Origin of the sequence: Sphingomonas sp. Y38-1Y (genome assembly GCF_032391395.1) — a bacterium.
Taxonomy (GTDB): domain Bacteria; phylum Pseudomonadota; class Alphaproteobacteria; order Sphingomonadales; family Sphingomonadaceae; genus Sphingomonas.
On the sequence record NZ_CP135916.1, the window covers coordinates 1,066,330 to 1,081,495 of the forward strand.

Consider the following 15,166-nt stretch of genomic DNA (forward strand, 5'->3'; position numbering starts at 1 on the left):
GCGAAGGCCGGGGTCCAGTTGAGGGACGCAGATGATCGGCGTTGCGCGTCGTCACTACGGCCTTCCCACCTGGACCCCGGCCTTCGCCGGGGGAGCAAAAGTTGGAAAGGACTGAGAACCCGCAAACCCCCGCCGCATCGCTGCGGCGGGGATTCGGATCAGGCCTTCATCTGCTTGAACGCGTGGTCGGCGGCGCGGGCGGTCATCGCCATGAAGGTCAGCGACGGGTTGACGCACGACACCGACGCCATCTGCGCACCATCGGTGACGTAGAGGTTGGACGCGTCGTGCGCCTGGCTCCAGCCGTTCAGCACCGATGCGCGCGGATCGGACCCCATGCGGGCGCCGCCCATCTCGTGAATCGCGTCGCCGGGGACATGCTCGCCCTCATAGCTCGACACGTTGAGCAGGCCAGCACCCTTCAGCATCGCCTCGCCCTGCACGCGGGCATCGGCCATCATCTTGAGCTCGTTCTCGCGGAACGTGACGTCGAACTTCATCTGCGGCACGCCGAAACGATCGACCTTGGTCGGGTGCAGCGAGACGCGATTGTCCTTATAGGGCAGGCATTCGCCGAACGCGGTCATGCCGAACTTCCACGGGCCATAGCGGCGCATCGCGTGCTTCATCGACGCGCCGAAGCCGACCGGGCCGGCAGGGCTGCGTTGCGCGGAGCCCTGATAGCCATAGCCACGGCGGAAGCCCACGCCCTCCTCGCGGCCGATGTTGCGGAAGCGGGGGATATAGACCCCGCCTGGCCGCCGGCCATATTCGATGAGGTCGGTCATGCCCGGGATCTCACCGTCGATGCTGACGCGGAAGATGTGGTCCATGACGTAGCGGCCCAAAGTCCCGCTATTGTCGAAATGGCTCCGCTCGCCGCCCGGCGCGCGCGAGTTCATCAGGATCTGCACCGATCCCATCGCCGAAGCGCACAGGAAGACGAGATCGGCGTTCACCGTCTCCGCCTGGCCGGTCTTGGCATCGATGTAGCGGACGCCGGTCACGCGCTTGGCGCGCGGATCATATTCGAGGTTGGTGACGACGGCGTCGGCCTGAAGCGTCAGCCGCCCGGTCGCCCGCGCGGCGGGCAGGGTAACCGCCTGAGTTGAGAAATAGGCGCCGAACGAGCAGCCATTGCCGCACTGGTTGCGGTGCTGGCACTTGGTGCGGTTCTGCTCCGGCTTGTCCTCGGTGATGTTGGACAGGCGCGTGTTGATGAGCTTGCGGCCGGGGAACTTGCCCTCCAGCTGCGTCTTCAGCCACTTCTCCGCGACGTTCATCGGCATTGGCGGCATGAATTCGCTGTCGGGCAGATAGGGCAGGTTCTCACGCGAGCCCGACACGCCGATATACTTCTCGACCTGGCTGTACCAGGGGACGAGGTCGTCGTAGCCGATCGGCCAGATGCCATCCACGCCTTCGCGCTTGTTCGCCTCGAAATCCTCGGGCGCCCAGCGGAAGCTCCAGCGACCCCAGATCAGCGACTTGCCGCCGACCGCGCCGGGACGGATCCAGTAGAACTTGCTCCCGTCCTCATAGGCATAGGGGTTGAGCCGGTCGTCATTGTAGAACTGGCGGTTGCTCGGCGCGACATAGCCATAGCGCGCGATCGAATAGTCGCTGTCGCGCAGCGGCTTGGGCATGATGTTGCGCGCCGGCACCTCGAAGGCGGGCTTGCCCTCATAGGTATAGTCGTCGCTGTGCTCGACCATCTTGCCGCGATCGAGCATCAGGACGCGCAGGCCCTTTTCGGTCAGTTCCTTGGCGGCATATCCGCCGCTGACTCCCGATCCGATGACGATCGCATCGAAGCGGTTGGTGGAAGCAGTCTGCATGGAAATCCCCTCCCGGAACGCGCTCAGTACCGCAGCGCGCGGAGCGTCTTGAAGCTGGTGGTGATATCGGGAAGATAGGGCGCGGGCGCCTGGTCGTTCTCGACATAGAAGTGGCGCACGCCTGCGCTCGACGGGCGGCGGAACAGGGCGGCGAAGTCGATCGTGCCCGCGCCGACCGCGGTCATCGACTTGTCCGCGCGCATGTCCTTGACGTGATAGGCGTAGAGACGCGGGCTGAGCCTGTCGATCAGCGCGCCGGCATCCTCGCCCGCACGGATCGCCCAGAACAGGTCGAGCTCCACCTTGACGAGCTTGGGATCGGTCGCGGTGAGAAAGCGGTCGTAGAGGCTGACGCCGTCGGGCTTCGTCGTGAACTCGAAGTCGTGATTGTGATAGGCGAAGCCGAGGCCCGCATTCGCCAGTCCCTCGGCAAAGCGGGTGAAGTTGGGAAGCGCCGCGGTCCAGCCCGCTTCGGTACGATACTGCTCGGTCATGTAGGGGAGGACGACGGTGTCGGCGCCGAGCGTCTTGGCGCGCGCGATCGTCCCGGCCATGTCGCCGAGCAGCAGGTCGTAGCCGACATGGATCGACGGGCAGCGAAGGCCGAGCCGGTCCATCGTCCGGCGCAGCATCGCGGCGTCCATCTTGTCATAGCCGCCGCCGCCATATTCGACTTCCTTGTAGCCGATGCGCGCGACCTTCCCGAGCGTGCCGGCCGGATCCTTCTCGAAGATGTCGCGGACGGTGTAGAGCTGGAGGCCGATCCGCGCGATCGACTTGGCGGCGGCGAGGCGCGGGAGCGCACCGATGGCGAGCGTGGCGCCGGCGGCACCCATGAGCGTGCGGCGATCGATCACGAGCTGTAGACCTTGTTCACATTCGCATAGGGGAAGGCGCCGTTATATTCGCCGGGCACCGGGAGATATTCGCGCTCCACGGTGATGCCGATCTCCGACGTGTAATAGCCGGTGATGACGAGCTGTCGGAACCCGTCGAAGAAGGTCTTTCCGCCCGGCAGCTGGTCGTTCATCGCCAGCGTCAGCAGCGCGTCCTGCTGCGCCGGCTTCGCCTTCGCGCCCGTCACCTTGTAGTCGCGCATCGACCGCGCCTCGATCAGGTCGAGCCCTTCCAGGATCGGCTTGCGCTCGTCCGGGTAGGACCAGTCGGCGAGCAGCTTTTCGATATAGGCGGGGACGCCCGCGGCGATCGCGCCCGGCGTGTCGGTCGTGGGGATCACCCGCTCGGACAGCGCGGTCATCAGTGCGCGCTGCGCGGGCGTGAAGACCTGAACCGTCGCCGGTCCTTCGCTGATGACGGGCGGCGCGCCCTTCACCTGCGCGGCGGCGGCGGCGCGCGCGATCGGGGCGAACGCCCCGGCGCCGAACATGGCGACCACGCCGGCGAGCGCGGTTCTACGGTCGATCACTTGGCCACTCCTTCAAGGTCCTGCGCGATCGCCGCTTCCGGCAGCGGGCGCACCCAGATGTTTCGGAACGATACGGGCGAGTCGTGATCCTGAAGCTGAATGGGGAGCGCATCAGGATGCGGCTTGTAGCTGGAAACGGTGCGCCAGATTGTCGTGCCCAGCATCGCCTGATGGTTCTGGACGAGCACGCCGTTCAGGAACGCGGTGATGTAGGCGGGGCGAAGCAGCTTGCCCGACGCATCGAAGCGCGGCCGCTCGAATACCACGTCATAAGTCTGCCACTCGCCGGGCTTGCGCGAGGCGTTCACCAGCGGCGGCTTCCAGCCATAGATCGCGCCGACCGTGCCGTCGGCATAGGTCGGGTTCTGGTACCCGTCGAGGATCTGGATCTCGTACCGCTCCATGAACCAGATGCCGCTGTTGCCGCGATCCTGCGAGGTCCGGGTCGGCGGATTGGGGCTCATGAATTCCAGGTGGAGCTGGACGTCGCCGAAGCTCTGCTTGGTGGTGAGATTGCCCGCACCCTTGGGGATCGTCATCGCGCCGTTCGCGACCGTCCAGGGCGCCTTGCTGGGCGTCCAGGCGTCGAGCGAGCGGCCGTCGAACAGCACCACCGCGTCGGCGGGCGGGGCGCCGGGCTGGGCCGCAGGCGTGGTGACGGTGGGATAAGGGCGGTCGGCGTCGTGGACTCGCCACTTGCCGCCGGGCAGCACCGGCGTGTCCGTGAACCCCGGCTTGTCCTGTGCCGCGGCGGGGCCCGCCACCAGCACCGCCGCCAGCGCGGCCGCTCGCATCATCATCGTTCCTGCTCCTTCAGGCCGCGTCGATCGCGCGATAGGCGGCGACCAGCCGATCCTCGCCCGCGCGGCCCTTTGCCGAATTGCCATGTTCCATGCCGATTACGCCCGAATAGCGGCGCCCGCGCAGCCATTTGACGATATTGGCATAGTTGATCTCGCCCGATCCCGGCTCCTTGCGGCCGGGATTGTCGCCGAACTGGATATAGCCGATCTCCGACCAGCATTCCGTCATCGCGGGGATCAGGTTCCCCGACTGGATCTGCTCGTGATAGAGGTCGGCGAGGATCTTGACCGAGGGGCGATCGACGCCGCGCGCGACGGCGTAACCCTGCGCGATCGTCTGCATATAGACGCCCGGATGATCGGTGCGCGTGTTGAGCGGCTCCATCACCAGCACCAGGCCCGAGGCCTCGACGAGGTCGGCGGCGCGGCGCATCGTGTCGACGACGCGCGCGGTCTGGACGTCGAGCGGGATACGCGGGTCCATGAAGCCGGTGACGACGGTCGCGTGGCGCGCGTTCAGCCGCTTGGCGACGTCGAGCGACGCCTTGATCCCGGCAAGATAGCTTTCGCGATCGGCATCGTCGTTGCCGCCCAGGCGCGGGCGCATCTCGCTCCAGCGCGGCATGCCGGCGACGAACACGCCCATCGTCATGCCGCGATCCGCCAGCATCTTGGCCATGCGCGTCTGCTCGGCGACGGGGCGCTTGGCCGCCTCGTTATCCTCCCAGGCGGTGAAGCCCTGGTCGGCGGCATAGGCGATCTGTTCGAACAGCCCGCCGCGACTGGCGAAGCTGCCCTCGTGCGGGGCATAGCCCAGCGAGAAGCGTGCAGCGTTCGACCGCGGCGCCTGCGCACAGGCGGCGGCGAGCGGCGCGGCGACCGCGGCGGCGCCGATCAGGGCCCGGCGCGACAGCGTCATGCGACCATCCGGCCGCTTGTGTCGTCGCGGAAGGTGAACTGGAAGAGGAGCGCGATGACCGCGGCGGCGATCGCCGGATACCACCACATCGCCTGCCAGTCGGCGATCGTCGGGCTGGCGGGAAGCTGCGCATACAGAAGCCCGCCGATCTGCGAGCCCAGCAGCATGCCGAGGCCATAGGTGAACAGCGTCAGCATCCCCTGCGCCTGTGCATTGACGCCCTTCGGCTGGGCGATCGTCTGCGTATAGATCGCGCCGGCGACGAAGAAGAAGTCGTAGCAGACGCCGTGGAGCGCGACGCCCAGATACACCGCCCACAGCCCCGAGCCGCCATCGCCGATCGCGAACAGCGCATAGCGCAGCGCCCAAGCGGCCATGCCGACCAGCAGCAGCGGCTTCACGCCGAAGCGGCGATAGAGGAACGGCATCGAGAACATGAAGACGAGTTCGGACATCTGCCCGATCGCCAGCGTCCCGCCGACATTCTCGATCCCCGCCGCGCCGACATAGGGCGAGGCATAGGCATAATACATGGCGAGCGGGATCGAGATCAGCGTCGCGCAGGCGACGAACACCAGGTACGAGCGCTGGCGCATCAGCCCGAACGCCTCGACACAGAGCACCTGGCGCACCAGGCTCTCGTCGCTCGGCTTGTCGGGGGCCACGTTGGGGAGGGTGATGCAATAGAGGCCGAGCGCGACCGAGACGACCGCGGCGATCGTGAAGATCTGCGGGCTGGCCGACAGCCCGGCCCAGCCGATGATGAGGCCCGAGGCGATCCAGCCGATCGTCCCGAATGCGCGCACGAACGGAAAGCGGTCGACACGCTCGCCGAAGCTCTTGAGCGCGATCGTGTTCGCCAGGCCCACGGTCGGCATGTAGAGGATCATGTAGCAGAGCAGCAGCAGGACGAAGGTGCTGCCCCCCTCCGGCGTGATGAAGCGCGGCAGCACGAACAGCAGCGCGCCGCCGACCAGATGCAGGATCACCATCAGCGACTTGGGGCTGAAGAAGCGCGACGCGGCCATGCCGAGCAGGAAGGAGCCGACGATCGAGGCGATCGGCCCGACCGAGAACGCGTTGGCGATGAGGTTGCCGATGCCCACCGTCTGCATGACCAGGCCGAGCGTCACCGCGCCCGCGCCCCAGACGAAGAATTGCATGAACATCAAGGCGCTGAGACGCAGCGTCAGCGCCCCCGAGCCCGGACGCGCGAGCCCGTCCATCGTCCCTTCCGCAGCGGTCATCCCGTCCTCCCCGTGGGTGCGGTCGCGCCGCCCATCGAATCGAAGCCTATTGGCGATGATCCGCGATGTAAAGGATTACACGGGAGGGATCGACACGCCCCGCCGCACGCCGCATGAAGTGGCCATGACGACGATCATCGAGGTCGCGGCGGTCGCGGGGGTTTCCACCGCCACGGTCTCGCGTGTGCTGACGCGGCCCGATCGGGTGGCCGAGCCGACGCGGCTTCGCGTGCTCGAAGTCGTCGAGACGCTGGGTTACCAGCCCAACATGGCGGCGCGGAGCCTGCGCACGCTGCGCGCGGCGCGGATCCTGCTGACCGTGCCCGACATCTCGAACCCGTTCTTCGCGAGCGTCATTCGCGGTGCGGAGGAAGCGGCGCGCGACGCAGGCTATGCCGTGGTGCTGGGCGACACGCGCCACGATGTCGAGGTCGAGGACCAATATGCCGACATGTTGCTGCGGCGAGAGGTCGACGGGCTGGTCTTCCTGGGCCATCGGCTGCCCGAGCGGCTGGCGGCTTTGGTCGGGCAGGGCGAGGGGCGGGCGCCGATCGTCAACGGGTGCGAATATTCGCCCGATATCGGCGTGCCGAGCGTGCATATCGACAATGCGGCGGCGGCGGCGGATGCGATGGAGCACCTGATCGCGCTTGGCCACCGCTCGATCGGGATCGTCACCGGACCGACGATCAGCCCGATCACGCGCGATCGCCTTGCCGGGGCGATGGCGGCGGCGGCGCGCGTGGGGATCGAGCCCGAGGTGCGGACCGGCGACTATTCGGCCAACTCCGCCTTTGCCGCGGCGCGCGAGCTGATCGCGGGCGGCGTGACGGCGATCTTCTGCTTCAGCGACGAGATGGCGCTGGGCGCGATCGGTGCGGTGGGGCAGGCGGGGCTGTCCTGCCCCGGCGACGTGTCGGTGGTGGGGTTCGACGACCTGCCGCTCGCCCGCTTCTGTCACCCGGCGCTGACGAGCGTCGCCCAGCCCAAGGGCGCGATCGGGCGGCAGGCGATCGAGTTGCTGGTCGAGATCCTGCGCGGCGGCGCGCCGGCGGCCGCGGCGGTGACGCTGGCGCACGAGCTGGTGGTGCGCGGGAGTACGGCGCCGCCGCGGGCTTGAGCTCTCTTCGTCACCCCGGACTTGTTCCGGGGTCCACTCGTCCGCGCGTGCGGAGGCAAATTGGTGGGCGTGACGAATCCACTGAGGGCAAGGCCTGCGGCCCGGTGGACCCCGGAACAAGTCCGGGGTGACGAGTTATTCTTCCGTTCGTCCTGAGCTTGTCGAAGGACGTGCCAAGCACGAACCGCTAGCCCAGCGCCTTCGCCAGCGCGCAGAATTCCGCGACGCTCACCGTCTCCGCGCGACGGGTCAGCTCGATGCCGATCCTCTCAGCTGCCTCGACCGCGCCGGGCACGCCCTTGAGGCTGGTGCGCAGCATCTTGCGTCGCTGGCCGAACGCGGCGGCGGTCAGGCGCTCAAGCGTCGGGAGCCGCACGCCCTCCGGCGCGTCGGCGGGCACGACATGGACGACCGCGGACATCACCTTGGGCGGGGGGGTGAAGGCCGAGCGGTGGACGGGCATCGCAATGCGCGGGATCGAGCGCCACTGCGCCAGCACCGCCAGCCGGCCATAGGCGTCGCTGCCCGCGGGCGCGACGATGCGGTCAGCGACCTCGCGCTGAAACATGAGCGTCAGGCTCTGCCACCAGGGCCGCCATTCGGTGCTGAGCCAGCCGACGAACAACTCGGTTCCGACATTATAGGGGAGGTTGGCGACGATGTGCGGCGCGCCGGCGAACAGCGTGCGGTGGTCGATCGCCAGCGCGTCGCCCTCGATCACGCGCAGGCGATCTGGATAGGCTTCGCCCAGTTCGGCGAGGGCGGGAATGCAGCGGCGGTCGCGCTCGATCGCGGTGACGCGGGCCCCCGCGCCGAGCAGCGCGCGGGTGAGGCCGCCGGGGCCGGGCCCGATCTCCAGCACCTCGGTGCCGTCGAGATTGCCGGGCACCCGCGCGATGCGGTCGAGCAACTGGCCGTCGAACAGGAAGTTCTGGCCGAGCGCCTTGCTGGCGGTCAGGCCGTGCCTGGCGATGACCTCGCGAAGCGGCGGCAAGTCGGGGCGGGTCACGCGGCGTCGTAGATTCGGCGGCGCTCGGCCGCCTGCGCCGCCATGCGGATCGCGGCGATCATCGCGCCCGGCTCGGCGGTGTTGGTGCCCGCGATCGCAAAGGCGGTGCCGTGATCGGGCGAGGTGCGGACGATGGGCAGCCCGAGGGTCAGGTTGACGCCCTCGTCGAAATGCAACGTCTTCAACGGGATCAGCGCCTGGTCGTGATAGCAGCAGAGCGCGGCGTCATAGGTGGCGCGCGCGCGGGCGTGGAACATCGTGTCGGCGGCGAGCGGCCCGATCGCGTCGACGCCCTCGTCGCGCAGGATCGCGATCGCGGGCTCGAGCACCGCAATCTCCTCGTCGCCCAGCGCGCCGCCTTCGCCCGCATGCGGGTTGAGCCCGGCAAAGGCGAGGCGCGGCCGCTCGATCCCGAAATTGCGGGTCAGGCCGCGCACGGTCGCGCGCGCCTTGGCAAGGACGAGGTCGACGGTCAGCAGCCCGCGCACCGCGGACAGCGGCACATGGGTGGTGATCGGCACGACGCGAAGGGTCGGACCGGCGAGCATCATCACCGCATTGGCATGGGCGATCCCGCACCGCTCCGACACGAACTCGGTCTGGCCCGGATAGTGGAAACCGATCGAATAGAGCTGCGACTTGGAAACCGGCCCGGTGACGAGCGCGCAGGCGGCACCCGCCTGGGTCAGGCCCATCGCGAGCTCGAGGCTCTGCAGCGCACAGCGGGCGCCGTCGACATCGGGGCGGCCGGGCACGACGTCGCCGGCATCGGCCACGTTCATCACCGGCAGCGCGTCGCCAAACGTCGCGGCGGCCTGCTGCGGCGTGTCGATCCGAGCCAGCGGACCGCGCCACACGCGCTCGATCGCGCGCGCGTCGCCGACCGCGAAGAAGGGGTCGAGCGCGTGGACGTCGCGCGCCGCCCAGGCCTTGGCGACGATTTCCGGCCCGATCCCCGCCGGGTCGCCCATCGAAACGGCGATCGGGCGGGAGGGAGCGCCGCCCGCGCCCACCTCAGCGATACTCGACGATCGCGTCGCGGCGAAGATCGCGCAGCATGCGCTGGGCGCGCAGATTGACGCGCTCCTGCTCCAGGCCCTGCTGGATCTGCGCGGCCGACGGCTGGGCGGCGACACGCGGATCGTCGCGGCCGCAGAGCACCAGCACGCGGACGCCATCCTCGGGCGAACCGAAGGGCGGCGTCGCCTGGCCGACCTGAAGCTTCAGCATGATGTCCTGCAGCTGGGGCGGCAGGTCGCGGATGCGGATCGCGTCGTTGTCGACGACCTCGGCACCGATCGTCTGCGCCACCTTGCTGACGTTGCCGCAGCCCTGGATCGCCTGCGTCGCCTTGGCGAAATCGGCGGCGCGCGCCTGAAGCTGGGCCTGGTTGAGACCGGCGGGGAACTTGAGCGCGAGCTGGCGCAGGCTCAGCTTGGCATCGCGCGGGTCGGCGCCGAGCACGGTGCGCTTGTCGACGAGGTAAAGGAGCGAATAGCCGCCCGGCACCTCGATCGGGCCGGCGATCTGGCCGACTTGCATGCTCGAGGCGGCGGCGGCGAGCTGCGGCGGGATCATCGCCGGGCGCACCCAGCCAAGGTCGCCGCCGACCGACTTGGTCGTCGCTTCGGAGAAGTTGGTGGCGAAATACTCGAACGGCGCGCCTTCGCGCATCTTGGCGACCATGGTCTTCATCGCCTCGCCCACTTCGGCCGCGCGCTCGGGCGGGGCGGAGAGATAGACTTCGCGGAGGTTGTATTCCTCGGTGCCCTTGGCCTGTTCGAGGCGGTCGATGATCGCCTTGACCTCTTCGTCGCCGACGCTGATGAACGGCTCGACCCGGCGGCGCAGCAGGCGCTGCCACGCGAGCTCGCCCTCGATCTGGCGCTTCAGCGACCGCTCCGACGAGCCGATCTGCGTCAGGTACGCGCGCATCTGCTCCGGATTGCGCTCGAAATTGCGCGAGACGCGGGTGAAGCTCTGCTCGATCTCCTGCGGGGAGACGGTGATCTCGTTGTTCTTGGCTTCCTGGATCTGGAGCGTCTCGTCGATCAGCTGGCGCAGCACCTGAAGCCGGAGCTGGTCGCGCTCCTCCTCACGGACCTGAATGCCACGAAGACCGGTGATCATGCTCATCCGCTGATCGACGTCGGTGCCGGTGATGACCGCGTCGTTGACGATCGCGGTGGGCTTGCGGATGTTCGGATCGGCCTTGCCGAAGATCTGGAGATTCTGGGGCAGGTTGAGGCCCGCCTGCGGCGTCTGCGCCTGATCGCCCACGGTCTGCGCCGCGCCAATGCCCGCCGCCCCGGCGAGCAGCAGGCCCGCCACCATCTTCAACGTCGTTGCCAAGTCGATACCCTCATGCCGCGCACGCGCGCCCACTTCGCGGGTCACTAATCCCCCCACGATGAACGCTGCCTTTAGCGGCCCAGGTTCGTGAACGCCAGCGTCAGCAGGAAGCTGTTGCCGGCGCGCGCATCGCCATTGTCCTGATAGTCGCGGCGCCAGGTGAGGCCGAGGCGGACACAATCGTCCTCATACTGGACGCCCAGGCGGTGGCGGATCGGCTCGAACCCGTCGGACACCGACAGCGGATCCTCCTCGCGGTCGGTCAGGTCGACGGTGGCGGAGCCGAACGCCGACCAGAAACGCGCAAAGGCGACGCGGCCGCCGACGCGAAGCTCCTCACGGTCGCGAAGATCCTCCAGCTCCTGGTTGTTGTTGCGGTTGAGGCGGAGATAGCCGACCAGCGCATAGGTCTTGCGCGAGCCGATCGTCGCATCGACCTCGTTCCGGCGGATCGCCAGCCCGTCCTTGTCCAGGCGATAGCGGTGGGTGAAGCCGACGAACTGGCCGACGCGCACTTCGGTCCGGCCGACGAAATCCGACCAGCGATCGGTGAGGCCGGTGCCCTCGGGGAAGATCGACGGGCGCTGGCTCAGGCGATAGCTTTGGCCGACATTGGCGTTGATCGCCACGCCGGGCAGGTCGAGTGCGTAGTCGACACCGTAAGTGAAGCGCGTCGAATCCTCGAACCGGTCGTAGCCGGGGAAGCGGTTGAGCGCGAAGAGGTTCGAATCCTCCAGATCGACGGCGCGCGCATCCTCGTTGGGGATCGAGAGATTCTCGATCCGCGGCGCGGCCACGACCTGGACGCGGGGCGTGATGCGCTGGTCGCCGCCGAACGCCTCGCCGATGAAGGGCCATTTGACGTCGACAGCGACGGCGCCGATGCCGCGCGCATGAAAGCCGTCCTCGCCGCGATAGAGCGGCGTCGCGGTCAGCGCCGACCCTTCGGTGTTGTAGAGGTCGCCGCGGGCATAGGCGCTGAACGTCACCTCCTGGCCCCAGTCGGTGATCCGCCGAAGCTCCCACAATGCCGACGCAAAGGCGCGCTGCGTGTCCTGTCCGCCGTTGCGCGATATGGCGAGGCTGTTGAGCTGGAGCGTCACCCGCCCGCCGAGCCAAGGATCGGTCAGGCGGTGGCGAAAATCGATCTCGGGCAGCGCGACCGGCTGGATCTGGCCGGCATCGTCCAGGCGGAGCGACTGCACCGCCCAGCCCTGGATCGAGAAATAGCTGTTCTCGCTGATCCGCTGGACGCCGATGTTGCTGCGCAGCCGGTCGTCGCGCGAAATGTCGTAGCGGCGCAGGAACGTCTTGTCGGTCGCGACCCGGATCGATCCGAACGCGCTCCAATTAGGATCGAACTGCGCGCGGCCGACCGCATCGATATAGCCGCGGAACGCATTCTGCGTCTCGGGCGCGACGCCCGTCTCGGTGATGAGGTCGTCGCTGCGGCTGGAATAGGTGCCATAGGCGGTGACGTTGAACGCGCCGAGCGAGGTATATTGCCGGTAATTGCCCTCGATCATCGGCAGCGCGCCGGTGAAGACGTGCGGCGTGATCGTCAGGTCGCGATTGGGGCCGATGTCGAAGTGATAGGGCAGCGCGAACTCGAGCCCGTTCACGCGGCTGATGCGGATCTGCGGCGCGAGCAGGCCGGGCGCGCTTCCCTCGCCGATGACGTGGCTGAAGGCGGGAAGCGGCAACGACAGGCCGAACAGCGTGATGCGCGCGCCCTTGTAGCGGATGCGCCGCTTGTCGGGATTATAGGTGACCTCGGCCGCGGTGATCTTCCAGCTCGGCTCCTTGGGACAGCCGTCGCTCGTCTCGACCGCGCAGGGGGTATAGGCCGCCTTGGTCACGCGCAGCACGCCGCCATTTTCGCGCACGCCGCGCTCGGCGGCGATTCGGCCACCCTGTTCCAGGACGACGAGCATGTTGTTGACGACGCCGTCCCTGAGCGTGTCGGTCAGCTCGATGCGGTCGCCGTAAGCGACGTCGCCCTCCGGATTGGTGACCGCGATGTTGCCCTCGGCCACCACTTGCCCGGTCTTGCGGTTCCAAGTGACCTTGTCGGCGCGCAGCCGCTCCCCCTGGCGGAACAGGCGCACGTCGCCGGTCGCGTTCACCAGCTCGGCGTCGAAGTCGTATTCGAGCTGGTCGGCGGTGAAGTCGATCTGGTTGTCCGACCGCGGCGTCGCGGTCTCGATCGGCGGCGGCAGCGCGGCACCCTCGGGCGTCTGGAGGTCCTGCGCCGCGGCGATCGCGGGCAGGGTCAGCCACAGACAGGCGGGCAGCGCGGCGGTACGCAACAGGGCCAGGCGCATGCGAATCGGTCTTGTCCCCTTTGAGCCCGCGGGCCGCTTCGCTCCCCGGACAGGCCGCTCCCTATCGCATCGCACAACGCGTCGCGCAATCGAGCGGGTTTTGCCGAAGGCCAAGGGTCCCTAGATGGGCATAATGACTCGTGCGACGCTTGGTTGCACGAGCGCAACGACGCCGAACGAAAGGTGCGCCCGCGCATGAAGATCGAGTTCCAGTCCGACCTGCCCGACCTCCAAGACATCGCGATCGCGGTGCCCAAGGGCGCGGTGCCCGGCCTCGACCGGCTCGACGCGGCGGCGCGCACGCTGGTCGAGGGCGCGGTCAAGGCGGCGAAGTTCGAGGGTGAGGCGGGATCGGTCGCCGAGATCTTCGTGCCCAAGGGAGATGGCGTCGGCCGCGTCATCCTGATCGGCACGGGCTCGGGCGCCGGTGCGGACCTCGAAAAGGCGGGCGGCGCGCTCGCCGGACGATATGAGACCGCGGGCATCGAGGCGATCGGCGTCGACCTGTCGGCGGCGGGCGTCGATGCGGCGGGCGCGGCGCGGTTCGCGGGCGCGGCGGCGCAGCGCGCGTGGCGCTTCGACATCTATCGCACGACGCTGACCGAGAAGCAGAAGCCGACGATCCAGCGGCTGGTGATCGCGGGCGCGGACGACGTCGAGGATGCGTGGCGAGAGGCGGATGCGCTGACGCAGGGTCTGGAGCTCACGCGCACGCTCGTCGCCGAGCCGCCGAACATCCTTTATCCCGAGACCTTCGTCGAGCGTTGCCGGCACCTGGAGGAACTGGGCGTCACGCTGACCATCCTGGACGAGGCGGCGATGGGCGAGCTCGGCATGGGCGCGCTGCTCGGCGTCAGCCAGGGGTCGGCGCGTGAAGCGCGGCTGCTGGCGATGCACTGGAACGGCACCGGCACCGACGGCGATCCGACGATCGCGCTGGTCGGCAAGGGCGTGACCTTCGACACCGGCGGCATCAGCCTCAAGCCCGGGCCGGGCATGGAGGACATGAAGTGGGACATGGGCGGCGCGGGCGCCGTTGCGGGTGCGATGAAGGCGCTGGCGATGCGCAAGGCCAAGGCCAACGTCATCGGCGTCGTCGGCCTGGTCGAGAACATGCCCGACGGCAATGCGCAGCGGCCGGGCGACGTCGTCAAGTCGATGTCGGGGCAGACGATCGAGATCCTCAATACCGATGCCGAGGGGCGGCTGGTGCTGTGCGACGTACTGACCTGGGTCCAGCGCAACCACCGGCCCAAGACGATCGTCGACCTCGCCACGCTGACCGGCGCGATGATCATCGCGCTCGGCAACGAGCATGGTGGGCTTTTCTCGAACGACGACGCGCTGGCGGACGCGCTGCTTTCGGCGGGGCGCGAGACGGGCGACAAGCTCTGGCGCTTCCCGCTGTCGCCGGCCTATGACAAGCTGATCGACAGCCCGATCGCCGACGTGAAGAACGTCGGCCCGCGCGGCGCCGGATCGATCACCGCGGCGCAGTTCCTCCAGCGCTTCGTCGAGACGGGTACCGCCTGGGCGCATCTCGACATCGCCGGCATGGTCTGGGCGGACAAGCCGAGTGCGACCTATGACAAGGGCGCGACGGGCTATGGCGTGCGGCTGCTCGACCGGCTGGTCCGCGACCTGGCCGAAGGCTGAGCGGTAAAGGGGCGGGCGCGGTGCAGGTCGACTTCTATCACCTGACGCTACGCCCGCTGGGTCGCGCGCTGCCGCAGATCGCCGAGAAGGTGCTGGCGGGCGGGGCGCGGCTGCTGGTCGTGAGCGGGGACGAGGGGCAGCGAGCAACGCTCGACCGGCTGCTCTGGACCTATTCGCCCGACAGCTTCCTCCCTCACGGCCTGGCGGGCGAGGACGGGGAGGGCATCCAGCCCGTGCTGATCGCGCCCGAGCCGGTGGCGGCGAACGGCGCGCGCATGGTTGCGATCGTCGACGGCACGTGGCGCGAGGCGGCGCTCGGCTTCGACCGGGCGTTCCACTTCTTCGACGACGACAGCGTGGGCGCAGCGCGCGCGGCGTGGCGGGGACTGGCCGATCGCGACGGCGTGGAACGGCGATACTGGAAGCAGACCGAGCGCGGCTGGGAACAGGCCGCCTGACACGCTTGCACGGG

The 15,166-nt window shown here is 68.5% G+C and carries 13 protein-coding genes; 3 read left to right on the forward strand and 10 right to left on the reverse strand.

The window, feature by feature from the left end; genetic code table 11:
• Positions 1 to 158: 158 nt before the first annotated feature.
• From RS883_RS04990 to RS883_RS05015, 6 genes are read right to left on the reverse strand one after another with little or no spacing between them, the layout of a single operon-like run.
• On the reverse strand, positions 159 to 1,838 hold the full coding sequence (locus tag RS883_RS04990; protein ID WP_315763281.1) for a GMC family oxidoreductase: 1,680 nt from the start codon (positions 1,836 to 1,838) through the stop codon (positions 159 to 161).
• A gap of 23 nt (positions 1,839 to 1,861) precedes the next feature.
• Positions 1,862 to 2,695, reverse strand: a complete 834-nt coding sequence (locus tag RS883_RS04995; protein WP_315763283.1) for a sugar phosphate isomerase/epimerase — start codon at positions 2,693 to 2,695, stop codon at positions 1,862 to 1,864.
• Positions 2,692 to 3,264, reverse strand: coding sequence for a gluconate 2-dehydrogenase subunit 3 family protein (locus RS883_RS05000; protein WP_315763286.1), 573 nt, complete (start codon positions 3,262 to 3,264; stop codon positions 2,692 to 2,694). The genes RS883_RS04995 and RS883_RS05000 overlap by 4 nt, the downstream gene beginning before the upstream one ends.
• On the reverse strand, positions 3,261 to 4,064 hold the full coding sequence (locus RS883_RS05005) for a DUF1080 domain-containing protein (protein WP_315763288.1): 804 nt from the start codon (positions 4,062 to 4,064) through the stop codon (positions 3,261 to 3,263). Before RS883_RS05005 ends, RS883_RS05000 begins: the two co-directional genes overlap by 4 nt.
• Before the next feature lie 13 nt (positions 4,065 to 4,077).
• A complete protein-coding gene (locus tag RS883_RS05010) occupies positions 4,078 to 4,986 on the reverse strand; it encodes a hydroxypyruvate isomerase family protein (protein ID WP_315763291.1) in 909 nt (302 codons plus the stop codon).
• Complete coding sequence (locus tag RS883_RS05015) at positions 4,983 to 6,233, reverse strand: MFS transporter (protein WP_315763294.1); 1,251 nt, start codon at positions 6,231 to 6,233, stop codon at positions 4,983 to 4,985. The genes RS883_RS05010 and RS883_RS05015 overlap by 4 nt, the downstream gene beginning before the upstream one ends.
• Positions 6,234 to 6,357: 124 nt before the next feature.
• Between RS883_RS05015 and RS883_RS05020 the strand changes: the two genes are divergently transcribed.
• On the forward strand, positions 6,358 to 7,353 hold the full coding sequence (locus tag RS883_RS05020) for a LacI family DNA-binding transcriptional regulator (RefSeq protein ID WP_315763297.1): 996 nt from the start codon (positions 6,358 to 6,360) through the stop codon (positions 7,351 to 7,353).
• 187 nt (positions 7,354 to 7,540) lie between these two features.
• Here the strand turns inward: RS883_RS05020 and rsmA are convergent, their stop codons facing one another.
• From rsmA to RS883_RS05040, 4 genes are all read right to left on the reverse strand, one after another.
• Entirely contained in the window at positions 7,541 to 8,362 is an 822-nt protein-coding gene (gene rsmA / locus RS883_RS05025; RefSeq protein ID WP_315763299.1) for a 16S rRNA (adenine(1518)-N(6)/adenine(1519)-N(6))-dimethyltransferase RsmA, read from the reverse strand.
• Positions 8,359 to 9,333 carry a 4-hydroxythreonine-4-phosphate dehydrogenase PdxA gene (gene pdxA, locus RS883_RS05030; protein WP_315763301.1) on the reverse strand — a complete coding sequence of 325 codons (975 nt, stop codon included), beginning with the start codon at positions 9,331 to 9,333 and terminating at the stop codon, positions 8,359 to 8,361. The genes rsmA and pdxA overlap by 4 nt, the downstream gene beginning before the upstream one ends.
• Before the next feature lie 43 nt (positions 9,334 to 9,376).
• On the reverse strand, positions 9,377 to 10,696 hold the full coding sequence (locus tag RS883_RS05035; protein ID WP_409977410.1) for a peptidylprolyl isomerase: 1,320 nt from the start codon (positions 10,694 to 10,696) through the stop codon (positions 9,377 to 9,379).
• An 89-nt stretch (positions 10,697 to 10,785) separates the two neighbouring features.
• On the reverse strand, positions 10,786 to 13,038 hold the full coding sequence (locus tag RS883_RS05040) for an LPS-assembly protein LptD (RefSeq protein WP_315763305.1): 2,253 nt from the start codon (positions 13,036 to 13,038) through the stop codon (positions 10,786 to 10,788).
• A 195-nt stretch (positions 13,039 to 13,233) separates the two neighbouring features.
• Between RS883_RS05040 and RS883_RS05045 the strand changes: the two genes are divergently transcribed.
• Both RS883_RS05045 and RS883_RS05050 read left to right on the forward strand, forming a co-directional pair.
• Positions 13,234 to 14,694, forward strand: coding sequence for a leucyl aminopeptidase (locus RS883_RS05045; RefSeq protein WP_315763307.1), 1,461 nt, complete (start codon positions 13,234 to 13,236; stop codon positions 14,692 to 14,694).
• Between the two features lie 20 nt (positions 14,695 to 14,714).
• The gene (locus RS883_RS05050) at positions 14,715 to 15,152 is read left to right on the forward strand and encodes a DNA polymerase III subunit chi (protein ID WP_315763311.1); all 438 of its coding nucleotides are present in this window, start codon (positions 14,715 to 14,717) and stop codon (positions 15,150 to 15,152) included.
• Positions 15,153 to 15,166: the final 14 nt, after the last annotated feature.